General features: G+C 39.4%; 22 protein-coding genes and 1 other annotated feature. All 22 genes read right to left on the bottom strand.

All coding sequences use genetic code 11. The annotated features are described in order from the left end of the window. Positions 1–242: 242 nt before the first annotated feature. Positions 243–875 (bottom strand): orotate phosphoribosyltransferase, encoded by a 633-nt coding sequence (pyrE, locus tag LQ50_RS21775; RefSeq protein WP_034633549.1) that lies wholly within the window; start codon positions 873–875, stop codon positions 243–245. Next, positions 872–1,585 carry an orotidine-5'-phosphate decarboxylase gene (gene pyrF / locus LQ50_RS21780; RefSeq protein ID WP_034633588.1) on the bottom strand — a complete coding sequence of 238 codons (714 nt, stop codon included), beginning with the start codon at positions 1,583–1,585 and terminating at the stop codon, positions 872–874. The genes pyrE and pyrF overlap by 4 nt, the downstream gene beginning before the upstream one ends. Further along, positions 1,567–2,496 carry a dihydroorotate dehydrogenase gene (locus LQ50_RS21785; RefSeq protein WP_034633552.1) on the bottom strand — a complete coding sequence of 310 codons (930 nt, stop codon included), beginning with the start codon at positions 2,494–2,496 and terminating at the stop codon, positions 1,567–1,569. The genes pyrF and LQ50_RS21785 overlap by 19 nt, the downstream gene beginning before the upstream one ends. Then, positions 2,493–3,272 carry a dihydroorotate dehydrogenase electron transfer subunit gene (locus LQ50_RS21790; RefSeq protein ID WP_034633553.1) on the bottom strand — a complete coding sequence of 260 codons (780 nt, stop codon included), beginning with the start codon at positions 3,270–3,272 and terminating at the stop codon, positions 2,493–2,495. Before LQ50_RS21790 ends, LQ50_RS21785 begins: the two co-directional genes overlap by 4 nt. Positions 3,273–3,288: 16 nt before the next feature. After that, positions 3,289–6,480, bottom strand: coding sequence for a carbamoyl-phosphate synthase large subunit (carB, locus tag LQ50_RS21795; RefSeq protein ID WP_034633556.1), 3,192 nt, complete (start codon positions 6,478–6,480; stop codon positions 3,289–3,291). 18 nt (positions 6,481–6,498) lie between these two features. Continuing rightward, on the bottom strand, positions 6,499–7,587 hold the full coding sequence (locus tag LQ50_RS21800) for a carbamoyl phosphate synthase small subunit (protein WP_034633557.1): 1,089 nt from the start codon (positions 7,585–7,587) through the stop codon (positions 6,499–6,501). Beyond that, a complete protein-coding gene (pyrC, locus tag LQ50_RS21805; RefSeq protein ID WP_034633560.1) occupies positions 7,584–8,864 on the bottom strand; it encodes a dihydroorotase in 1,281 nt (426 codons plus the stop codon). Before pyrC ends, LQ50_RS21800 begins: the two co-directional genes overlap by 4 nt. A 12-nt stretch (positions 8,865–8,876) precedes the next feature. Further along, positions 8,877–9,794, bottom strand: a complete 918-nt coding sequence (locus LQ50_RS21810) for an aspartate carbamoyltransferase catalytic subunit (RefSeq protein WP_052144912.1) — start codon at positions 9,792–9,794, stop codon at positions 8,877–8,879. Between the two features lie 158 nt (positions 9,795–9,952). After that, positions 9,953–11,248 (bottom strand): solute carrier family 23 protein, encoded by a 1,296-nt coding sequence (locus LQ50_RS21815; RefSeq protein WP_034633561.1) that lies wholly within the window; start codon positions 11,246–11,248, stop codon positions 9,953–9,955. 146 nt (positions 11,249–11,394) lie between these two features. After that, positions 11,395–11,925: a bifunctional pyr operon transcriptional regulator/uracil phosphoribosyltransferase PyrR gene (pyrR, locus tag LQ50_RS21820; protein ID WP_034633564.1), complete on the bottom strand. Its 531-nt coding sequence runs from the start codon at positions 11,923–11,925 to the stop codon at positions 11,395–11,397. Between the two features lie 201 nt (positions 11,926–12,126). Then, the gene (locus LQ50_RS21825) at positions 12,127–13,041 is read right to left on the bottom strand and encodes an RluA family pseudouridine synthase (RefSeq protein WP_034633567.1); all 915 of its coding nucleotides are present in this window, start codon (positions 13,039–13,041) and stop codon (positions 12,127–12,129) included. Further along, positions 13,042–13,506 (bottom strand): signal peptidase II, encoded by a 465-nt coding sequence (lspA, locus tag LQ50_RS21830; protein ID WP_034633569.1) that lies wholly within the window; start codon positions 13,504–13,506, stop codon positions 13,042–13,044. Between the two features lie 71 nt (positions 13,507–13,577). Beyond that, positions 13,578–14,228 (bottom strand): TraR/DksA C4-type zinc finger protein, encoded by a 651-nt coding sequence (locus LQ50_RS21835; protein WP_052144913.1) that lies wholly within the window; start codon positions 14,226–14,228, stop codon positions 13,578–13,580. A gap of 206 nt (positions 14,229–14,434) precedes the next feature. Next, positions 14,435–17,197 carry an isoleucine--tRNA ligase gene (ileS, locus tag LQ50_RS21840; RefSeq protein ID WP_034633571.1) on the bottom strand — a complete coding sequence of 921 codons (2,763 nt, stop codon included), beginning with the start codon at positions 17,195–17,197 and terminating at the stop codon, positions 14,435–14,437. A gap of 62 nt (positions 17,198–17,259) precedes the next feature. After that, positions 17,260–17,474: a binding site (T-box leader), on the bottom strand. A 95-nt stretch (positions 17,475–17,569) separates the two neighbouring features. Next, complete coding sequence (locus LQ50_RS21845; RefSeq protein WP_034633573.1) at positions 17,570–18,058, bottom strand: DivIVA domain-containing protein; 489 nt, start codon at positions 18,056–18,058, stop codon at positions 17,570–17,572. A 143-nt stretch (positions 18,059–18,201) separates the two neighbouring features. Continuing rightward, positions 18,202–18,978, bottom strand: a complete 777-nt coding sequence (locus LQ50_RS21850; RefSeq protein WP_034633575.1) for a YlmH family RNA-binding protein — start codon at positions 18,976–18,978, stop codon at positions 18,202–18,204. Between the two features lie 19 nt (positions 18,979–18,997). After that, on the bottom strand, positions 18,998–19,255 hold the full coding sequence (locus tag LQ50_RS21855) for a YggT family protein (protein WP_034633576.1): 258 nt from the start codon (positions 19,253–19,255) through the stop codon (positions 18,998–19,000). A gap of 25 nt (positions 19,256–19,280) precedes the next feature. Next, the gene (locus LQ50_RS21860; protein ID WP_034633579.1) at positions 19,281–19,739 is read right to left on the bottom strand and encodes a cell division protein SepF; all 459 of its coding nucleotides are present in this window, start codon (positions 19,737–19,739) and stop codon (positions 19,281–19,283) included. Between the two features lie 23 nt (positions 19,740–19,762). Further along, on the bottom strand, positions 19,763–20,443 hold the full coding sequence (locus LQ50_RS21865; protein WP_034633594.1) for a YggS family pyridoxal phosphate-dependent enzyme: 681 nt from the start codon (positions 20,441–20,443) through the stop codon (positions 19,763–19,765). A 5-nt stretch (positions 20,444–20,448) separates the two neighbouring features. Next, complete coding sequence (gene pgeF / locus LQ50_RS21870; protein WP_034633581.1) at positions 20,449–21,276, bottom strand: peptidoglycan editing factor PgeF; 828 nt, start codon at positions 21,274–21,276, stop codon at positions 20,449–20,451. Between the two features lie 206 nt (positions 21,277–21,482). Continuing rightward, positions 21,483–21,776, bottom strand: a complete 294-nt coding sequence (locus LQ50_RS21875) for a YlmC/YmxH family sporulation protein (protein WP_034633584.1) — start codon at positions 21,774–21,776, stop codon at positions 21,483–21,485. Positions 21,777–21,978: 202 nt separating this feature from the next. Continuing rightward, complete coding sequence (gene sigG / locus LQ50_RS21880) at positions 21,979–22,764, bottom strand: RNA polymerase sporulation sigma factor SigG (protein ID WP_034633586.1); 786 nt, start codon at positions 22,762–22,764, stop codon at positions 21,979–21,981. Positions 22,765–23,147 lie beyond the last annotated feature (383 nt).

Raw genomic sequence — 23,147 nt, forward strand, 5'->3', positions numbered from 1 at the left:
ACTCGCCGTGCGCTTTTTGAGAAGTTCGCTCAAAAAGCTTAAAACATTACGGCGGCTTCACTCATCGCAAAGAAGGAACTGAAAAAGGGATAGTTCGCCCTTTTTGGGTCAAAGTTGCGATGGCTTCACTCGCCGTGCGCTTTTTGAGAAGTTCGCTCAAAAAGCTTAAAACATTACGGCGGCTTCACTCATCGCAAAGAAGGAACTGAAAAAGGGATAGTTCGCCCTTTTTCAGTTCCTTCTTATACTTGTTCTGTCATCCAGTTTTGTGAAGTTGGATCTTTGCGCCATTCGTTTAACCGTTGTTCTTGATCATCAGTAATTGTTCCTTGTTCTTTTGCTACTGTTAATAATGTTGAATAGGAAGTTAACACATGTGTAGGGAGATCTGCCTCTTTGAGTGCATCATATGCTTTTTGGAATTCATATGTAAAAATAGCTACAATCGCCACTACTTCCGCTCCAGATTCACGTAGTGCCTCTGCTGCCTGGATCACACTACCTCCTGTAGAGATTAAATCTTCAACAAGAACGACTTTTTGACCTTTTTCAATTTTACCTTCAATTTGATTTTGCTTACCGTGTCCTTTCGCACTTCCTCTAACATAAATCATTGGTAAATCTACTTGATCCGCTAATAAGGCTGCATGTGGAATTCCTGCTGTTGCTGTTCCCGCAATCACATCCACATCCATTTTCTCTAGAAGCGTTACAAATCCTTTAATAATATCTTTACGTACAGCAGGATAAGAAAGCGTTAAACGGTTGTCACAATAAATAGGTGATTTCATTCCTGATGTCCAAGTGAACGGATCATTTGGACGAAGGTGAACCGCACCAATATCTAATAAATGTTTGGCAATTTGCTCTTTCATATTTTAGCCTCCCAGTCTTTTTTCATTTGATGATAAACGCTATAAGGATCTTTGGCACTTGTGATACTTCTTCCAACCACAATCCCCCAACTTCCTAACTCTCTTGCTTGCTTTGGTGTGACGATCCGTTTTTGATCCCCAACAGCATCTTCCACTCGGCGAATTCCCGGACACACCGTATAAAAATTTGATCCACAAGCATCATGAATTAATGGAACTTCCTTCGCCGAACAAACAACCCCGTCCACTCCACTTTCTTTTGCAAAAGAAGCATACGTTCTAACTACTTCGTTAAGTGGTTGTTGAATGAGCAATTCACTTTGCATCGTTTCTTCATCCGTACTTGTTAATTGAGTAACTGCGATTAAGGTAGGACGCTTCGAACCCGCATGCGTCCCTTGCTCCAAACCTTCACGAGCTGCGCTCATCATTTTTTTCCCGCCCGCAGCATGTACATTAACGATGTCTACCTCTAAACTAGCAAGCTCTTTCATCGTTCTTTGAACTGTATTTGGGATATCGTGTAATTTTAAATCAAGAAAAATATGATGGCCACTTTCTTTTAATTCATGAATCACTTGTCTTCCTTCTCGATAAAAGAGTTCCATCCCCACTTTTACATACAGAGATTCCCCATTAAACTGATCTAATAGTGATTTACGCTTTGTTGCATCATCTAAATCTAAGGCAATTATGAGTGGACGCTCGATGATTTCCAACTCCCTCCAATTAAATCTTGCACATGGTCAACTTCTAACTCATCAAGAAGTGCTGGAAGCTCTTCAATAATTGTAGGACAAACATATGGATCAGTGAAATTTGCCGTTCCTACAGCTACCGCACTAGCACCAGCTAACATAAACTCAACAACATCTTCTGCTGTATAGATTCCACCCATTCCAATAATAGGAATTTCCACAACTTGGCTTACTTGATGAATCATTCGGATCGCTACTGGCTTAATAGCTGGACCCGATAAACCGCCATACCCATTAGCTAAAATAGGCTTTTTTCTTACTAAGTCAATTCGCATGCCAAGAAGCGTATTGATCATTGAAAGTCCATCGGCACCAGCTTTTTCAACAGCTTTTGCGATTTCAACAATATCTGCAACATTAGGAGATAATTTCACATATACAGGAACATCTGAAACATTTTTTACTTCTCTTGTTAATTCCGCAGCCACTTCTGGAATGGTTCCAAAAGCAATCCCACCTTGCTTCACATTCGGACAAGAAATATTCAGTTCAATTGCATGAACATTTTCTGCTTTCGAAAGCTTTGCTGTTGTTTCAACATAGTCAGCAATTTCAGTCCCAGCAACATTGGCCACAACCGGTACATCATATTGATTTAACCAAGGTAATTCGTTTGTTAACACACCATCTAACCCTGGATTTTGTAAACCAATTGCATTAAGCATACCTGCTGATGTTTCCGCAACTCTAGGCGTCGGATTCCCAAAGCGTGGCTTATCCGTCGTTGCCTTTATCGCAATAGCTCCTAAAAGGTCAAGATCATAATAATTAGCATACTCTTTCCCAAATCCGAAGCAACCTGATGCTGGCATAATCGGATTTTTCATCGAAAGTCCTGGTAATTCTACTTTTAATCTGTTCATAGTACAACCTCCCCAACCGGAAAGACTGGACCATCTGTACAGACTTTACGGTAACTCGTTCCAGACTCATCACCAACTACATGACAAACACATGCAAAGCATGCTCCAACACCACAGCCCATCCGTTCCTCAAGCGAAATGTACAAGCGCTTGTCACCATAAATGTTTGATAGTGCTGCTAGCATAGGGGTTGGGCCACATGAATACATCGTATCAAACGATAAGCCTTTTTCTTTAATTACATCTGTTACATAACCAGTTGAGCCATATGTTCCGTCTGCTGTGACAACATACGTTTCTCCTAGCTTAGAAAACTCTTCTTCGTAGAAGACGTTTTCTGAGCTTTGAAAACCTAAGACATGAACCACTTTAACTCCTCGTTCTTTTAATTGTTTTGATAAATAATAGAGTGGAGGAACCCCGATTCCGCCACCGACAAGAAGAGCTGTTTCTCCTTGTTCGGTCGCGTCTAATGGAAAGCCATTTCCGAGTGGGCCAAGCACATCAATTGTTTCGCCTTCTTGCTTAAGGGATAATCTTTTCGTACCTTTTCCCTCTGCACGGTAAAGCATTGTGACTGTTTCGTTATCCAAATCTACGTCACAAATACTAATCGGACGTCTCAACAGTAAATCGTCACTCGTGTCAACTCGCAAGTGTAAAAATTGCCCCGGTTCTGTCATTTGTTTGGCTAAGCTTCCAGAACATATTAATTCCATTATGTTTGAAGCGATCTCTCTCTGACTTTTAATCGTTAAATTATCTTTTTTAATCATGGGTCCCTCCAACTTTCTACATTTGCATTTGTGGCATACTTTCAGAAGAAAACGTAATTGATTCAAGTACTCGCAAGAGAGCTTCTCCTGTATCAATTGACGTTAAGCAAACAACTCCATTTTCAACCGCTTCACGACGAATGCGGAAGCCATCACGCGCTGGCTGTTTCCCTCTTGTTAATGTGTTGATAACAAATTGAGCTTGTCCTTCACGGATTACATCAAGAAGGTTTGGTTTTTCTTCTGCAATTTTATTTACTACAGTTACAGGGATGTTCGCTTCTTGAATAAAGCTTGCTGTACCTGCAGTTGCTAAAATATCAAACCCGATTTGGTGGAAGCGTTCCACTAAACTTAACGCTTCTTCTTTGTCCTTATCGGCAACCGTAAAGAGTACCGATCCATGTGTTGGAATACTCATTCCTGATGCGATCAAACCTTTATAAAGAGCCTTTTCAAGCGTCGTGTCACGTCCCATTACTTCACCTGTTGATTTCATCTCTGGTCCGAGCGTAATGTCTACGCGGCGTAGTTTCGCAAATGAGAATACTGGCACTTTGACAGAAACTTCTTTTGCTTCTGGCTGATAGCCCGTTTCGTACCCTAATTCAGGAAGTTTCTGACCTAGCATCACTTTTGTTGCAAGATTAGCCATAGGAACTCCTGTAATTTTACTTAAAAACGGCACCGTACGGCTTGAACGTGGATTTACTTCTAGGACGTAAACCTCATCCTTATGCCATACAAATTGGATGTTCAAAAGACCAACAATGTTTAATCCTCTTGCAATCGCAATCGTACGATCAATAAGCTTCTGCTTTAAATCCTCTGGTACTGTTTGCGGTGGGTAAACAGCAATCGAGTCACCAGAGTGAACACCTGCACGCTCAATATGTTCCATAATTCCAGGGATAAAAACATTCTCCCCATCGGAAATCGCATCAACCTCAAGTTCTTTACCTGTTAAATAACGGTCAACAAGAACCGGATGTTTCGGATTCACACTTACTGCTGTTTTCATATAGTTAAGAAGCTCTTCTTCCTTATAAACAATCTCCATAGCTCGTCCACCAAGTACGTAAGAAGGACGAACAAGTACAGGGTAGCCAATTTCATTCGCAATCGCTACAGCACCTTCCACTGACGTTGCCGTGCGACCAAGTGGCTGTGGAATATCTAGAGATAAAAGGGTTTGCTCAAATTTATCACGGTCTTCTGCACGGTCCATGCTCTCTAGTGATGTACCAATAATCGGAACTCCTCTTGCTTCTAATTCTGCTGCTAAGTTAATCGCCGTTTGTCCACCAAATTGAACAATGACTCCTTCAGGTTTCTCTTGCTCATACACATGCATAACATCTTCAACCGTTAGAGGCTCAAAATAAAGCTTATCTGAAGTGCTGAAGTCAGTTGAAACGGTCTCTGGATTATTGTTAATAATAATCGCTTCATATCCCGCTTCTTTAATTGCCCAAACTGTATGAACAGTCGCATAATCAAACTCAATTCCTTGTCCGATTCGAATTGGACCTGAGCCTAAAACAAGAATGCTCTTCTTATCTGTTTGAAGTGCCTCATTTTCATCTTCATATGTGCCGTAAAAATATGGCGTTTCCGATTCAAACTCAGCCGCACATGTATCAACCATTTTATAGACAGGGCGAATGTTTTGCTCCATGCGAAGAGTGTAAATATCGCGCTCGTCCATATTCCAAAGTCTTGCAATGGCGATATCAGAAAAACCACGCTCTTTTGCTTGTTGTAGTAACTCAATATCATTAGGAGCATTTGTTAACTTATTTTCTAGTGCAACCATTCTTGCTAACTTTTGCATAAAGAAACGGTCGATCTTTGTTAATTCGCATAATGATTGAATAGATTGACCTCTTCTAAGTAATTCAGCTAACACAAAGAGTCGCTCATCGTCTGTTTTGTCTAAACGTTTCACTAATACGTCTGTATCTGTATTTGCAATTTTTGTATCGTAAATATGATCATATCCTGCTTCCAATGACCGGACAGCTTTAAGTAAAGATTCTTCCAAGTTACGACCAATTGCCATAACTTCACCCGTTGCCTTCATTTGTGTTCCCAATGTACGATTGGCAGCATCAAATTTATCAAATGGCCAACGAGGGATTTTTGAAACAACATAATCAAGTGCGGGTTCAAAGCTTGCATATGTTTTACCTGTAATTGGATTCATCAATTCATCTAAGCTATACCCAACGGCAATCTTTGCTGCCATTTTTGCGATTGGATAACCAGTTGCTTTTGATGCAAGAGCTGAAGATCGACTCACACGTGGATTTACTTCAATAATGTAGTACTGATCGCTATAAGCATCGTGTGCAAATTGAACATTACATCCACCTTCAATACCTAGCGCACGAATGATTTTTAATGATGAATTACGTAAACGCTGATAGTCACGGTCTGTTAACGTTTGACTTGGTGCTACAACGATGGAATCACCTGTGTGAACGCCTACTGGGTCAATGTTTTCCATGTTACATACAACGATCGCTTGATCTTTTGCATCACGCATCACTTCATACTCAACTTCTTTAAAACCAGCAATGCTTTTCTCAATTAAACATTGTGTTACAGGACTATACTTTAATCCGCTTGTAACGATCTCGCGTAATTGCTCTTCATTATGAACAATTCCGCCTCCCGTTCCACCAAGAGTGTAGGCAGGACGAACGATGATTGGATATCCTACTTGCTCTACAAACCTATATGCTTCTTCCAATGTATGGACAATGTCACTCTCAGGAACTGGCTCATTTAGTTCATTCATAAGTGATCTAAATAATTCACGATCTTCAGCACGCTTAATGGCTTCTAAATCCGTACCTAGTAATTCAATATTATACGTATTTAAGATTCCCGACTCATCAAGTTCCATTGCCATATTAAGTCCTGTTTGTCCACCAAGTGTTGCAACGATTCCATCGGGACGTTCTTTACGGATAATACGACTAACAAACTCTAATGTAATTGGCTCAATATAAACACGATCGGCCATGGTTGTATCTGTCATGATTGTTGCAGGATTGGAATTAATTAAGATGACTTCGTATCCTTCTTCTTTCAATGCTTGACACGCTTGTGTACCAGCATAATCAAACTCAGCAGCTTGTCCAATCACAATTGGACCCGAACCTATTACTAAAATCTTCTTTATATCGTTACGTCTACCCATTTTCTCTTCTCCCCTCAATTAGACAAGTACAGTTGTTTTCTTTTCGGCTTCCATCATCGTTACGAACTGGTTAAACAACTCATTCGCATCATGTGGGCCTGGTGATGCCTCTGGATGATACTGTACGCTAAATGCTGCGTGTTCAAGGTGTTTAACTCCTTCAACCGTTCCATCATTTACAGCTACATGAGTTAGTTCAAGGCCTGTTCCTTCTAAAGACTCAAGATCGACTGTATAGCCGTGGTTTTGTGCTGTAATGTCAATTTTTCCAGTCGAAAGCTCCCGTACTGGAGTGTTTGATCCACGGTGTCCAAAGCGTAATTTACTAGTTGTTGCTCCGCAAGCAAGAGATAGAAGCTGGTGTCCAAGACAAATCCCAAAGATCGGTACTTGTCCAAGGATTTCTTTAATCATTTCAATTGCTTCAGGAACATCAACAGGATCTCCAGGTCCGTTACTTAACATGATTCCGTCTGGGCGTAAACGTAGAATTTCCTCTGCGCTTGTATTATAAGGAACAACCACAACGTCACATTGTCTTGCGATTAGTTCTCGTAAAATACCATGCTTCATTCCAAAGTCAACAAGGACTACCTTATTGCCTCTGCCTGGTGCGTGATATGGAGATTTCGTCGAAACCTGTTCAACCTGATTTCGAACAAATGTCGTTTGCTTTAACTCTTCAATAACTTCTTGCACATCGACATCTAAAGAGCAAATACGTCCACGTAAAGTACCATGCTCTCTGATTAAACGAGTTAATTTACGCGTATCAATTCCTGCAAGGCCTGGAATATCCTTTGCACGAAGCAAAGTGTCTAATGATTCTTCTTCACGCCAGTGACTTGGCTCTGGTTCGTATTCCTTAACAATAAAACCATTTATAGCTGGTGTCACTGATTCAAAATCATCTCGATTAATACCATAGTTTCCGATTAAAGGATACGTCATTGTGACAATTTGACCACAATAAGATGGATCGGATAAAATTTCTTGATACCCTGTCATTCCTGTGTTAAAAACAACCTCTCCGCTCATTACTTTATCTGATCCAAACCCTTCTCCAACAAAGATATTCCCATCTTCTAAAATCAGTTGACGCTTCATACGGTCACCTTTCCTTTCTCAAATACAAGCTTTCCATCAACAAATGTATATTCCGGCCACCCAGCACAAGCCCAGCCTTGAAACGGTGTATTTTTTCCTTTAGATAAAAATGCTTCTTTATCAATTGTTTTCTCTTGCTCAAGGTCTATCACTGTAACATCCGCAACTACACCTTCTTTAAGTAGCCCTGCTTCCAAATTAAATGTACTGGCTGGTTTTACAGTTAACCAATCCACCAACTGCTTTAATGTTGCTCTTTCCGTCTTAACAATGTGTGTGTATAGCAGCGGGAAGGCTGTTTCTAAACCAACAATTCCAAATGGAGATCTTTCCATTCCTGCTGCTTTCTCTTCCTCTGTATGAGGTGCATGGTCTGTAGCAATAAAGTCAATCGTCCCATCCAAAAGCCCTTCCCAAAGAGCTTGTTGATCTTCTTTCGCTCGTAAAGGTGGATTCATTTTAAAGTTTGTGTCTAAACCAGGAATGTCATCTTCACAAAGTAAAATGTGGTGAGGCGATACTTCAGCAGTAACGTTGATTCCGGCTTTTTTAGCATCTCTAATCACTCGAACAGATTCTTTCGTACTAACATGACATACATGATAGTGACAATTAGCAGCTTCAGCCAATAATACATCCCGAGCAATATGAACCGATTCGCACACTGATGGAATACCCGGCAGGTTATTCTCAGCTGAGAATTTCCCTTCATGAACACATCCACCATGAATCAATGTATTTTCTTCACAATGTGCAACAATAGCCATATTCATTTTTGCTGCTTTTTTCATCGCTTCAAGCATCATATCTGCAGATTGAACACCCACACCGTCGTCAGTAAAAGCGAACGCACCTGCTTCTTTCAATGCTTCAAAGTCTGTTAACTCTTTACCCAATTGCCTTGTTGTAATCGATGCATAAGGCAACACACGAACATGACCTGTAGATTGAATTCTCTCTTGTAACCATTCTATTTGTTCTTTCGTATCTGGAACTGGTCTTGTGTTTGGCATTGCAGCAATCGTCGTAAATCCTCCAGCAGCTGCTGATTTCGTACCCGTTTCAATTGTTTCCTTCTTCTCTCCGCCAGGCTCTCTTAAGTGAACATGAACGTCGACAAGCCCTGGTGCTACTAATTTTCCTTTTACATTTATAACCGTTACATCCTCAGTTGATGGTTTCACAAATTGAATTCGACCATCTACCATGTATACATCCTTTACCTCTAACGTTCCATCTTCAGCTAAAATCATGCCACCTTCAAGCTTCATTGTCATGTGAATTCCCCCTTAGAATTGGTTAAGTGCTCGCTTAACAACAGCCTTCCTTACCGCAACACCATTCTTCATTTGTTTAAATATTCTTGATTTCTCACATTCAACTAGCTCACTCGCAAGTTCCACGTCGCGATTAACTGGAGCTGGATGTAAAATGATCGCTTTTTCCTTCATCTGTTTCTCTCTTTCAATCGTTAAGCCAAACTGCTTGTGATAACGTTCTTTAGAGAATTCCATTTGCCCGTCATGCCGTTCGTGCTGAATTCGAAGTAACATCACAACATCAGCTTTAGGCAATTCCTCATCAAGACTTACATATTGATAGGAATGTTCATATCCTGCCATCCATTCTCTTGGTCCCGCTATCTTTACATTTGCACCTAACCTAGTTAGTACATCCGCATTCGAACGCGCTACTCGACTATGACGTAAATCTCCAGCTATGATAATGTTTAATCCAGAAAATGTTGAGAACTCTTGCTGAATGGTTAATAGGTCAAGTAATGATTGTGTTGGATGATGACCACTCCCATCTCCACCATTGATAATTGGAATCGATATTTGTTCTCGGATATGCTGATAGTAGTCATTCTCAGGGTGTCTAATGACAAGAGCATTCGCCCCAATAGCTTCAAAAGTTTTCACAGTGTCAAGCAACGACTCTCCCTTTTGGACACTTGAACTTTCTTCTGAAAAAGACAACACATGAAGACCTAACGATTTTTCAGCGACTTCAAAGCTATAACGAGTTCTTGTACTCGGTTCAAAGAATAAATTCGCAATAAATAATTCTTTTTTAGGACGCCATATTTCCCCGTTCGCAAATTGCGCTGCCTCTTCAAGAATGTTGGCAATTTCAACCGTTGACATCGTTTCTAAAGTAAGTAGTTCTCCTCTAATTGCCTTTTGATCTGTCAATGTCACCATCATTTTCAGCCTCCTCTTTTAGTATGTATTTGTTACACAGCCATAAAAAATACCCTTCGAGAGGGCTCAAAGGGTACAGGGAAGCTGAGATGGTAAACCAACTCATTCAACCAACCCCCTTTGAGGTCTCTCTGTACCTCGATTAAAGGGAATATATTATTTTATTCTGATTCAAACATGGTCTTTTTCCCGTAACTCACTGCTTTTTCGGGCAAAATAAGGTGTAAGATGATTCCAATAATAGTTGCTAACGCCATACCAGCAATTTCTATATTATCATTAACTTGAATGAAAGCTCCGCCAATCCCAATGACTAGAATGACTGAAGAAATAATCAAGTTACGTTTTAACCCAATATTAATTTCATTGTCAATTAACATACGCAGCCCTGATGATGCGATAACCCCAAACAAGAGAATCGAAACACCACCCATAACTGCTGTTGGTATTGTAGAAATGAGCGCGGCAAACTTTCCAACAAACGAGAAAGCTACGGCCAACACTGCTGCACCTGCTATAACAAACACACTAAATACACGTGTGATGGCAAGCACCCCAATATTCTCACCATAAGTTGTATTTGGAGGGCCACCCAAGAAGGAAGCAATGATTGTTGCTACACCATCCCCTAAAATCGAACGATGTAAACCTGGCTTCTTAATAAAGTCTTTGCCGACTACCTTACTTAAGACCATTTGATCACCGATATGTTCAGCAATGGTTACAACCGCAATCGGAACCATAATAAAAGCGATTTCCCAGGAAAATGCTGGAACGTACGTAACGAAAGGAACAATGACATCAGGTGCTGCAAACCAACTTGCATCAAGAACAGGCTGAAAGTCGACCAGCCCGAACATTAGTGCCGATAAATACCCTCCAATAATTCCAAACATAATCGGTACTAGACTAAAGAACCCTTTAAAAAACATCGATGCCAAAACAGTAATAGTAAGTGTTATAAGCGCAACTATAAAATGTATCGTAGAGTATTCCCCTGATACAGGTTCATTCATTGCCATGTCAATTGCTACACTTGCCAAACCTAGTCCAATTACCATGATAACTGGACCAACGACAATAGGTGGCAAAAAGCGCATAATTGAGTTAACCCCATATGCTTTGATTACCAATGCAATCAAGCCGTAGACAAGACCAGCCAAGAAGCTTCCGACCATGGCACCCTCAGGTCCATTTAATGTTGATGCCGCAATGATTGGTGCAATGAAAGCGAACGATGACCCTAAGTAAGCTGGAACCTGCCCGCGTGTTACAAGAAGATACGCTAGCGTTCCTAAACCACTTGAAAGTAGAGCTACCGCAGGACTTAATCCTACTAAATATGGAACTAAAATCGTTGCTCCAAACATAGCAAACAAATGTTGCAAGCTTAATACAATCCATTTATCAATTCTAGGCACTTCTCTGATGCCGACTTCTTTTGTGTTTAATGCCATTAATAATTCCCCCTAAAACTTAGACAAAAACCTCTTTGTGTGTTGTATACAAAGAGGTTCAAAATCCTATCCACAATAAATGTGCAATAGTATGTTGACCCTCTTTTTAGCCTCACAGGACTAATTTAAAGAGGTGATTTATTTTTTTATTTTATCGTCACTTCATCCGTTGAGTCGACCTCACTTAGACTGGCAACGATTACCTCACTTTTAGACGTAGGAACGTTTTTCCCAACATAATCAGGTCGTATAGGTAATTCACGATGACCACGATCGATTAACACAGCTAATTGTATCTGTTCCGGTCTGCCAATATCAATTAATGCATCAAGTGCAGCACGAACGGTTCTTCCTGTGTAAAGGACATCGTCAACTAAGATGACTCTTCGATTGCTAATTTCTACAGGAATATCTGTTCCTTGAAGAATAGGTTCTTCTGTACGAGTTTTTACAGTCAAATCATCTCGGTAGAGCGTAATATCAATTTCCCCTACAGGGATTTTCTCTCCTTCAATTGTTTCAATCCGTTCTGCTAAACGCTTCGCAAGATAGATGCCACGAGTTTTAATTCCAACTAAGATACAGTTTTCTATCCCTTTATTGTGCTCAATGATCTCATGAGCAATACGGGTCGTTGCTCGTCTGATTGCTTGTTCATCTAAGATGACTCTTGACATATGCTCACCTCCATATTTTCCTAAGAAACGAAAAAACTCTCATGCCGTTAGTTGACATGAGAGGATTCCACAAAGTAGACACAGGAATAGTATTTACACCTGAGCTACGTTCCGTTTCCTTCTCAGCCTCACGGGACTAAGTTAAAGGACTATTAAATTCTTTAATCATTATGACTTACAATTTGGTTACTGTCAACCATTTTATTTACTGCGTAAATGGCTTAATAATTTTTCCATATCTTCAGGAAGCGGTGCTTCAAAAAGCATTTCTTTTCCTGTTTTCGGATGATCAAACCCAAGAACCGCTGCATGAAGCGCTTGTCCGGCAATATCAAGTGTTCTTTTCTTCGGTCCATATTTAGGATCCCCAGCTAAAGGATAACCAATGTACTTCATATGCACGCGAATTTGATGCGTTCTTCCTGTCTCTAATTCACATTGGACATAAGTGAATTTATCATATGTTTCTAGTACCGTAAAATGAGTCACAGCATCACGGCTATTTTCTTCTGTAACCGTCATGCTTTGGCGATCTTTTTTGTCGCGACCAATTGGAGCGTCCACCGTTCCATGTTGATGAGGTATAATTCCATGGACAATCGCTTTGTAAATTCTGCGTGTTGTTTTTGCTTTTAATTGTTCAACCAATGATTCATGTGCATGATCATTTTTTGCTACCATAATTAAGCCAGACGTATCTTTATCAATGCGGTGAACGATCCCTGGTCTGATCACACCATTTATTCCTGATAAATCTTTACAATGATGCATAAGGGCATTCACTAACGTACCTGAATAATGCCCGGGAGCGGGGTGAACTACCATCCCTCTTGGCTTATTAATTACGATAACATCTGCATCTTCATACACTACGTCTAGAGGAATATCTTCTGCTTCGACTTGTAGCTCTTCTGCTTCTGGTATAGCAAGCGTGATCACATCACCTGCAGTCACCTTATAATTGCTCTTCACATTTTCATTATTAACTTTAACATGGTCATCTTTAATCCACCTTTGGACTTGAGTTCTTGACCAAGCGCTTTCCATTATAGTTAAAAATCTATCTAAACGCTCATGCGCTTGTTCCTCTGTCACTGTCCATGTATATTGTTTCATTTAGTTACTCTCCTTCTTCTTTCGTTCATCCATGATCATTTTTATAAATAATAGTCCGACACCAATACATAAAGCGGCATCAGCTACATTAAATATGGCAAAATTATACCCCAAAATATATGTATCCACAAAATCAACTACTTCTCCGCGGAACAAACGATCGATAAAGTTTCCTACAGCTCCACCAAGCACTAGTGCCAACGATAGTCCAAATAATCGACTGTTTTTCGCTTCCTTTTGCATATAATAGATAATCCCAATAATAACCACCGTTGTAATAATATAAAAGAACCACATCTGCCCTTGAAGTATTCCAAAAGCTGCCCCTTTATTTCGATGAGATGTAAAATAAAGAAGTTGCTCAATAATCGTTATTCTTTCTCCAATCGCCATTTGGCTATCAACAATCCATTTTGTTATTTGATCAATAAGTATGACAATTAGTGCAATCAGATAATATTTCAACATAATCCCCCGTTCTTTCCACATCAATTCGTACGTAAAGCATTATAGCACAAAAAGAGGGGGATGACCCCCTACTTTCCGTTCAAGTATTGATCATAATGAGCATTACGTTGAAAGACAACATCTTCATCGCCAGTATATCCGTCAATCCCTGTTGAAAGAAACCCTTCAATCTCTTCTACATAGCCTATCAGTTCTCCATTTTCATCTAATGATGAATCTTCAAACGTCATGGAATTTTCATTAAACTGGGCAACAGATTGATAAGAATCCTCTGCATCAAATTCTGTCTCATGATCATCTTGATCAAAATTATAACGCTCGAACCCGTCAAGCACATCTTCTTCAGGTGGCCTGTCATCTGTGATTCGATTATCGACTGCTTCAACAACCGCTCTGGCTGCTGGATTAGCCTCCAGTCGCTCATAAGGAATCACTTTACCCGTTACTTCGCATATGCCAAATGTACCTGTATTAAATTTTGCTAATGCGTGCTCGATTTCTTCATGCTCCCTCTCAAGCTGCTCTAACAGAGCAAAATCCTTTTCTCTTTCGTATAAATCTGTCGCTGTATCAGCAGGGTGGTTATCGTATTGTGAAAGCTCACCAGTTGAAAACGATAACGTTCTTGATTGTTCTTCTTGAAAGTGCTCCTTTATTCGTTGTTCTACTTCAATTTTTCGGTTCATAAGTTGTTGTTTTATTTTTGTATAATCTGCCATTTTCATCTCCCCCATAACAAATCGCGCTTCCGTTTTGCGCTCCTTATTATTGTGACCAACAGATGGAGATATAGCCAACACAACATTTGTCAAAGAAAAGAGGTTGTCACAGAATTGAACCCATTTAGGTAACGTAACTAGTGCGTAAAAATAAACACGAATACGTCATGAATGGGTCAACCCTTGTAAGACAACCTCTTTTAATATTATTGGTTCACATAATGTTGTTTCACTGTTTCAGCACAAGAAATACATAGTCCCGGATGCTCTTGATCATTTCCAACTGTTTCAGAAACAACCCAACAACGTTCACACGTCTCGCCTTTTGCTTGCTCGACAACAATTGCTAATTGTTCAAATACGATAGCATCACTAGGTGCTTCGTTTACCTCTCCTGCTAATGTAACATTAGAAACAATAAATAATTTTTCTAGCTGAGAAATACTTTGTAATAACGTTCTTACGTCACCACTTGTATATAATGTAATCGCTGCTGTTAACGATTTACCAATTTTCTTTTCATTTCTAGCCTGCTCGAGTGCTTTTAATACATCATCTCTCACATTCATGAAATGATTCCATTTCGTCTTTAATTCTTCAACATCACCAAATGATGTTACAGATGGCATATCTGTAAGCTGAACACTTTCTTCCGTTACTGCAGGAATATGCTCCCACACTTCATCTGCAGTATGACTTAAGATTGGTGATACCAACTTCGTAAGACTAACCAGTACCTCATACATTACCGTTTGAATAGCCCGTCTTGCAGGATGGTCTGCATGTTCAATATATAACGTATCCTTAGCTAAATCCATGTAGAATGAGCTTAATTCAATCGTACAGAAGTTATGAATGGTGTGATACACCGTAGAGAACTGGTATTGATCATAAGCTTGCTCAGCCTTTTCGATCACTTCATTTAATTTTACAAGCATAAATAAATCAACATCTTTTAAGTCTTTCACATAATTTGTAGCTGGATCAAAATCATGTAAATTCCCGAGTAGAAAGCGGAATGTATTACGAATTTTTCGGTAAGACTCAGATACTTGCTTTAAGATTTTATCAGATACACGTACATCAGCTTGGTAGTCAACAGATGCTACCCACAAACGTAAAATATCTGCACCTAATTGCTTCATTACATCATTTGGAATGACAACATTCCCAATAGACTTACTCATTTTACGTCCTTGACCATCAAGTGCAAATCCATGACTTAGTACTCCTTTATAAGGAGCTTTTCCTGTTACCGCGACACTTGTTGAAAGTGATGAGTTAAACCAACCGCGATATTGGTCAGAGCCTTCAAGATAGAGATCAGCCGGACGCTCAAGCTCCTCGCGTTCCTCCAAGACAGCTTGATGAGAAGACCCAGAGTCAAACCAAACATCCATAATATCCATCTCACGAGTATACGATCCGTTAGGACTGTGTTCAGATGTAAATCCTACTGGCAATAATTGATCAGTTTCCCACTCAAACCAAATATTGGACCCATGTTCGCGGAACAAGTTAGATACATGATCAATCGTTTCATCTGTAATAATAGGTTCACCGTTTTCGCCGTAAAATACCGGAATTGGGACCCCCCAAGCCCGCTGACGAGAGATACACCAATCACCACGGTCACGAACCATATTAAATAATCGAGTTTCGCCCCATTTTGGTAACCATTCCACTTCTTCAATTGCTTTTAATAAATCATTTCGAAAGTTTTCAATCGATGCGAACCATTGAGCCGTTGCACGATAAATAACCGGTTTCTTTGTGCGCCAATCATGAGCATATGAATGAGTAATAAACGTTAACTTAAGGAGCGCCCCTACCTCATCTAGCTTATCTGTAATTGGTTTATTGGCAGCATCATAGAAGAGACCTTCAAACCCAGGAGCTTCTTCTGTCATATGACCTTTATCATCGACTGGACATAGTACGTCTAATCCATATTTTTGTCCAACAATGAAATCTTCTTCCCCATGACCTGGGGCTGTATGGACACACCCTGTACCGGCATCCAATGTTACATGCTCTCCACACATCACTAAAGAATCACGACCATAAATTGGATGCTCAGCTTTGACATGTTCAATTTCCGAACCTTTAAATGTTTTAACTACATCAACATTTTCCCATTCAAATTCTTTTTGAAGTGTCTCTAGAAGACCCGCAGCGACTACATACTTTTTCTCATCAACTGCTACTACGTTATAGTCGAGCTCTGGATGAACCGAAATTCCTAAGTTAGCTGGAATCGTCCATGGAGTTGTTGTCCAGATGATAATAGACTCATCACCTGTTAAAACATTATTGCCTTCTTTCACTTTAAATGCTACGTAAATAGAAGGTGAGCGTTTATCCTGATACTCAATTTCTGCTTCTGCTAAAGCAGATTCAGAAGAAGGAGACCAGTAAACAGGCTTCTTGCCTTTATAAATATGACCTTTTTTCGCCATTTCTCCAAACACTTTAATTTGTTGAGCCTCATATGCCTTATCAAGAGTGACATAAGGATTCCACCAATCCCCGCGTACACCTAAGCGAATAAATTGTTCACGCTGACGATCAATTTGTTTTAATGCATATTCTTCACAAAGCTTACGGAATTCTGCAACACTCATTGACTTACGATTTACTTTTCCACTCTTTGTAAGTGCCGTTTCAATCGGTAAACCATGCGTATCCCACCCTGGAACATATGGAGCATGAAAACCATTCATCGATTTATATCGAACAATGATATCTTTTAAAATTTTATTTAACGCGTGTCCCATATGGATGTCCCCATTTGCATATGGGGGACCATCGTGTAACACAAATAATGGACGACCTTTTGTTCGCTCTTGGACCTTTTTATAAATGTCCATTTCATTCCATTTTTCTTGCCTTTCTGGTTCACGATTTGGCAAATTTCCTCTCATCGGAAATTCAGTTTTCGGCATCAATAGCGTATCTTTGTAATCCATTGATTCTTTCCTCCTAATTCAAACTATGAAATTGTTAGACAATACAAAAAACTCCTCATCCCAAAAGGGACGAGAAGTTAACCCGTGGTACCACCCTGTTAGAAAGTTAAGCAACTTTCCACTCATTCATTCGTAACGGGAATCACTCGTTGCATCCTACTCTTTTCAGTGCAAAACTCCAGGGTGATTTTCCAATGTGAACGTCTTCAGGCTCTCACCATCCCTGAATCGCTAAGCACGTTTAAAACATTGTACTCTTCCCTATCATTGTCTTTTTCAACATTCATTTAATGATTATCATTATATGATAGCCTTTTAATAAGTGCAAGGCTATCATTAGAAAAGGTGCAAACGCAGCCTTTTTCACCTGCATTACGAACGCTCTGCAAACACTTCTTCTTCTTCTGTAACTTCATCCCAATCATCTGATTGAAGCATTTCAAGTTGAGCTTCAATTAACATTTTAAATCTCATCTTGTAAACCGATGCTTGTTTTTTCAATTCTTCCATATCCATCATCACTTTTCTCGATTTAGCAAGAGAATCATTGATAATTCGATCAGCATTCTTTTCTGCTTCTTTAACAATAAGCTGCGCCTCTTTTTGAGCATTTCGTCTTACTTCTTCTGCAGCTTCCTGAGCGACTAGTATTGATTTGTTTAGCGTTTCTTCAATATTTTTAAAATGGTCCAATTTCTCATCAAGATCTGTGACTCGTTCAAATAACTCCTTCTTTTCACGAAGGACCGCTTCATAGTCTTTAATCACTTGATCTAAAAACTCATTTACTTCATCTTCATCGTATCCGCGAAACCCTCTAGTAAATTCTTTGTTATGGATGTCCAAAGGGGTTAAAGGCATCTCAGCCACCTCCATGTTGTTAACAATAATTTATTAAAAATGAACCCTTAAAAAGTTATTGGCTTTTTACAGCTCGGTCTTTATTTACATTCATTCGACACAAAGGTTAAAATTCCTGCATTTTTTTCAAGTAAATAAATATCTTACTGTTTCCGACCAAAGCGTAATCGATATTTTTCTTTTTTGGTCAATCCATCAATTCCAATTACTTTCGATCTTCCAAACCCTCGGACAGATATGTAATCGCCCACTTCTAATGTGAAATCAGCTCGATCAACTGTTTTCCAATTGACTTTCACCAAACCTTTTTCTATAAAAGGTGTTACTTTAGACCTCGATAGCTTGTACATCTTTGCTAAGATAACATCTAGCCTCATCGATGAAGCAGTTGTTACTTCTTCCACCCATTCATCTTTAGGTTTAATGTGCTCTGATAAGGGAATTCGATTCAAACGTACCGTTGCTTTTCCTACTTTTTGGATATTCATCTCTACATAATCTGCAATTTCTAACGCAATAACTATTTGAGCAACTCCATCCTCACTAATGAAAATATCACCAAATTTATCACGCTTAATTCCAACATTCATAAAAGCTCCTAAAATATCACGGTGTTCAAGTGTCACAAATTTAGTCGGGTACTCGACCGCAAAAAGTGTAAGATGAAAGTCACCTTCATTTGTTTCTAAATATGGAGGTGTTAAGCGTAACCGACAACGCTCTGCATAACGAGAGCCTCCCGAAAAGGAGAGGCTCACATCTTCATCATGACCTATTATCGAACGTACAATTTCTTGCTGTCTTGGATCAAGAAAGTCCGTTAGTCGATCAAAATGTCTATATTTCACGTCTTCCTGCCATTCCAAAACTTGCTCTACAAAAGGTCGCTCCTCCTCACGAAAGTGCTGATAGATACTTATAGTTGTTCACTCCTAACTGTTAAATACCAAAAAGGGCACGAACACCACCACCTGCTAAACGAAGAACAATAATAGCTACGATCGGAGATAAATCAATCATCCCTAGTGGCGGAACAAATTTTCTAAATGGTTCTAAATAGGGCTCAACAATGCGGCCAACAAACTGACCAAGTGAAGATTCACGAGCGTTCGGGAACCATGACATAAGAATATAGCCAATAATAAAGAAAGAATAAATATATAATGCTTGATGAAGTAATAATCCAATTGTTTGCAAAACATTCACCACCTTCTATCTACAACTATTCAAAATGCTCTTGCATCATTTCTGTAATGGAACCTGTAACATCGACGTTATCAGGTGTGCATAAAAAGATGTTTGAGCCTACCTTTTGAATGTCCCCCCCAATAGCATACACTGTTCCACTTAAAAAATCGACTACTCGTTTTGCCTGATCATGCGATATTCTTTGTAAATTAATAATTACGGCTTTACGATTTTTTAAGTGATCTGCAATCTCTTGGGCTTCGTCGTACGTACGCGGTTCAAGCAAAATCACTTTCGTCCCCTTTTGAACACTTTGTAAACTAACAACATTTTGTGGTGACGTCCCTCCATTAGGTTGCTTGTTCTGCTGACTACGCGTACGACGTTTCGGCTCATTTTCTTCATCACTAGACCGTTCATCTACGTACTCTTCAACCTCTTCATATTCATCTTCTAGTTCAAAAAAACGTTTAAACTTAGATTTCATCCCCATGTTATCTTCTCCTCTCTTGCTTTCTATTCCTTGCCAACTAGCGCTGAACCAATTCGAATAAACGTTGCTCCTTCTTCAATAGCTACAGTAAAATCATTAGACATCCCCATTGACAGTTCCTTACACGGTGCATAATCTAGATTTAACAACTGAACTTCATCACGTATTTCTCTCAAGTTTCTAAAAATGGGCCTCGTTAATTCCGGGTCATCATAAAAGGGCGCCATGGTCATTAGGCCCACTACTTCTATGTGTTTAAATTGACCGAGGTCTTGAATAAATGGGATCACTTCTTTTGGAGAAAGTCCCGATTTCGACTCTTCTCCAGAAACATTCACTTGCACAAAGCATTTCATAACTTGTCCATCTTCTAACCTTTTGTCTACTTCCTTAGCAAGGGAAAGTCGATCTAAAGAATGAAGGTATTCATATTTACCAACAATTTGTTTTACTTTCCTTGTTTGCAATGATCCGATAAAATGCCAAATGCCACGTTCTCCAAGTTCGTCCCATTTTTGGACTGCACCTTCTGTTCGATTTTCACCGATATGTACTAAGCCAGCATCTAGAGCTTGAGCAGTCGTTTCCACACTAACATACTTTGTAACTGCTACAATTTGAACTTTTGATATATCGAGGTTGCAGCGAGTACAAACGGCATCAATTTGTTCTTGCAAAGTACTTAATCTTTCTTTCACACTCATTGTGATCAATCACCATCCACTCTTAGTCCAATAAAGCTCATTAATCTACCTGTTTTCCCGCCATCTGCACGATGGGAAAACATTCTTTCATCAGTAGCTGTACAAATAGAAGAACAAAGAATTTGATCTTGTTTTATCCCAGCTTGTATCAACAACTGTCTATTTACTTCTCTTAAATCAAGGAGATATTTATTGTTTATTAATGTTGTATAGGGTTTAAACTGTAAATGCTTAGGCCACACTTGATCCACTTCATTTATAACTTTTTGATCAACCTCATATATAGCTTTACTAATGCAAGGACCAATAGCAATATAAATCTCATCGACGGGAATTCCCTCATCCATTTTCCACTGTTCAATCATAGCTACGGCAATGTTTTTTACCGTACCTCGCCATCCAGCATGAGCAAGTCCCACTGTTTGATAATTGGGTGCATAAAAGTATAGAGGAACACAATCCGCATATAAACTCGTCAACAAGACGTTTTTCTCACGTGTATAAATCCCATCCGTCATCTGAATAGCTGATTCTAAACTTTCACTCCCTCGACCAACTTCTGATTCTGTAATTTTTCTTACAGTGGCTTCATGTACTTGTTCCGTACCCACCCATCGTGAAAGAGGGATACCCAAGTCTTTTGCTAAAAGAAGACGGTTTTGTTTGACCGTCACAGAATCGTCTCCAACATGATAACCTAAATTCAAGCTTGAATACGGCGATTGACTTTCCCCTCCATTCCTTGTGGAAAAGCCAACAATAAGGTGAGGAAAAGCTTGTTGCCAACCTTCAATGGTTACAAATCTTTCACTACTTTGAACAAACGGTTCCATCCAAATCTCTCCTCTCCCATTTTTAAAGGAGGCTGTTTTCGCATACCTTATTGCAAGGGTAAGTTTCAAATGTTCCTTAACAGCAACACTCTTTACGAAAACAGCCTTAAGGAAAGGGCACCGCCTTCCCTTTTAAAAAGGAAAATCTTATCATATTTATATTTTAGCATATGATCACACATACAAGAAACGACTTTCTTCTTCAATCACCGCTTTCTCATTGTCGAAGGGTGTTCATGACTCTGTGGTGGCCTCCCGTAAGTACTCGGCACCTCTACTAGGATGACATCCGAACCAATTCGAATGATATTTTTCCAAGGAATCACAATCTCCTCTGATTCTTTCCCAAATAACCCCATCATTTTACCAGAACTATTAATCACCAATGCCTCTATTGCACCTGTCGAAAGATTTATTTCTAAATCTGTTAAATGCCCTAACCTTTTTCCATTATCCATATTAACAATATCTTTTACTTGTAGTTCTGATATTTTCATCATATGTGGACACCTCTTTTTATATAGTAGTCTATCTTCTACTATATGCAGGGTTGTATAAGGTTTATGAACAAATCCACATACACAACGAACGTAAAAAAGGATGATCCTTATCCCCTTATTTTAAATATTGGTTTCTCTGTAGCTAGTCCTGCTAGCTTGAACCATTTAAAATAAAAGAGATGAAGGATTCATCCTTTGGTTGTTAAATTTGAGCGTGTTTATTCATTTGTTGAATGGCTGCTTTTTCTAAACGAGAAACCTGCGCTTGCGAAATTCCAATTTCATCAGCTACTTCCATTTGAGTCTTCCCTTGAAAAAAGCGCATATTTAGAATCATCTTTTCTCGATCGTTCAATCTTACCATTGCTTCTTTTAAAGCAATTTCTTCTACCCAATTGACATCTTTGTTCCGTTCGTCAGAGATTTGGTCCATGACGAAAATCGGATCTCCACCATCATTATAAATTGGTTCAAACAGAGAAACTGGATCTTGAATCGCATCTAACGCAAAAACAACATCTTCTTTTGGTACGTCTAATACCTTAGCAATTTCTTGGACAGTTGGTTCTTTTTCACGTTTCTTTTCTGACATGATCTGATCACGAACCTGAAGCGCTTTATAGGCGATATCTCGCAAAGATCGAGAGACACGGATCGGATTGTTATCACGCAGGTAGCGACGAATTTCACCTATAATCATAGGAACCGCGTATGTAGAGAATTTAACGTTTTGGCTTAAATCAAAATTATCAATAGATTTCATTAAACCAATACAACCTACTTGGAAAAGGTCGTCAACGTATTCTCCGCGATTGTTAAAACGTTGGATCACACTTAGTACTAAACGCAAATTTCCATTAACTAATGTTTCACGTGCACTGGTCTCACCATTTTGCAATCGCTGAAATAACTCTCGCATTTCAGTGTTCTTTAGAACAGGTAACTTCGAGGTATCTACACCGCAAATCTCAACTTTATTTCGTGTCAATTCTTTCCCTCCTATACGCGGGAGATGATGTCTAAGAAAAGTATCTCCTCAGAAGGAAAAATTATGCACGAGTGTTGTCGAATTAAATCCATTGCATTCGTTCGAGCAAGTCATGACAACAAATAGGAGATAAAAAATATTTTTAAATCGGATTTGTTCATATAAGTTGGAATATTAGGGCTAATTATGAAGGAGTTTCGTTTGTTATGTGAAGGGCTTATAGGAAAGTAGCGTTAGGTAAAAGGAGAAGTGGCTTTCCATCGTGCGAACATGTTGCGATGGCTTCGCTCGCTGCGCGCCTAAAGGAGAAACCCGCTCCTTTAGGCTTAAAACATAACAGCGGTTCTGGCTCTTACTCTGAATTATGTAAAAAGGAGGAGAGG

It is taken from the genome of Halalkalibacter okhensis (genome assembly GCF_000787375.1).
In the GTDB taxonomy this organism is placed as follows: domain Bacteria; phylum Bacillota; class Bacilli; order Bacillales; family Bacillaceae_D; genus Halalkalibacter; species Halalkalibacter okhensis.

What these genes read in the sequence shown, in the direction of transcription:
- pyrE (WP_034633549.1), bottom strand. Translation starts at nt 875, where the DNA reads ATGAAAGAGCAAATTGCCAAACATTTATTAGATATTGGTGCGGTTCAC.
- LQ50_RS21785 (WP_034633552.1), bottom strand. Translation starts at nt 2,496, where the DNA reads ATGAACAGATTAAAAGTAGAATTACCAGGACTTTCGATGAAAAATCCG.
- LQ50_RS21790 (WP_034633553.1), bottom strand. Translation starts at nt 3,272, where the DNA reads ATGATTAAAAAAGATAATTTAACGATTAAAAGTCAGAGAGAGATCGCT.
- carB (WP_034633556.1), bottom strand. Translation starts at nt 6,480, where the DNA reads ATGGGTAGACGTAACGATATAAAGAAGATTTTAGTAATAGGTTCGGGT.
- LQ50_RS21800 (WP_034633557.1), bottom strand. Translation starts at nt 7,587, where the DNA reads ATGAAGCGTCAACTGATTTTAGAAGATGGGAATATCTTTGTTGGAGAA.
- pyrC (WP_034633560.1), bottom strand. Translation starts at nt 8,864, where the DNA reads ATGACAATGAAGCTTGAAGGTGGCATGATTTTAGCTGAAGATGGAACG.
- LQ50_RS21810 (WP_052144912.1), bottom strand. Translation starts at nt 9,794, where the DNA reads ATGATGGTGACATTGACAGATCAAAAGGCAATTAGAGGAGAACTACTT.
- LQ50_RS21815 (WP_034633561.1), bottom strand. Translation starts at nt 11,248, where the DNA reads ATGGCATTAAACACAAAAGAAGTCGGCATCAGAGAAGTGCCTAGAATT.
- pyrR (WP_034633564.1), bottom strand. Translation starts at nt 11,925, where the DNA reads ATGTCAAGAGTCATCTTAGATGAACAAGCAATCAGACGAGCAACGACC.
- LQ50_RS21825 (WP_034633567.1), bottom strand. Translation starts at nt 13,041, where the DNA reads ATGAAACAATATACATGGACAGTGACAGAGGAACAAGCGCATGAGCGT.
- LQ50_RS21835 (WP_052144913.1), bottom strand. Translation starts at nt 14,228, where the DNA reads ATGGCAGATTATACAAAAATAAAACAACAACTTATGAACCGAAAAATT.
- ileS (WP_034633571.1), bottom strand. Translation starts at nt 17,197, where the DNA reads ATGGATTACAAAGATACGCTATTGATGCCGAAAACTGAATTTCCGATG.
- LQ50_RS21845 (WP_034633573.1), bottom strand. Translation starts at nt 18,058, where the DNA reads ATGCCTTTAACCCCTTTGGACATCCATAACAAAGAATTTACTAGAGGG.
- LQ50_RS21860 (WP_034633579.1), bottom strand. Translation starts at nt 19,739, where the DNA reads ATGGGGATGAAATCTAAGTTTAAACGTTTTTTTGAACTAGAAGATGAA.
- LQ50_RS21865 (WP_034633594.1), bottom strand. Translation starts at nt 20,443, where the DNA reads ATGAGTGTGAAAGAAAGATTAAGTACTTTGCAAGAACAAATTGATGCC.
- pgeF (WP_034633581.1), bottom strand. Translation starts at nt 21,276, where the DNA reads ATGGAACCGTTTGTTCAAAGTAGTGAAAGATTTGTAACCATTGAAGGT.
- LQ50_RS21875 (WP_034633584.1), bottom strand. Translation starts at nt 21,776, where the DNA reads ATGATGAAAATATCAGAACTACAAGTAAAAGATATTGTTAATATGGAT.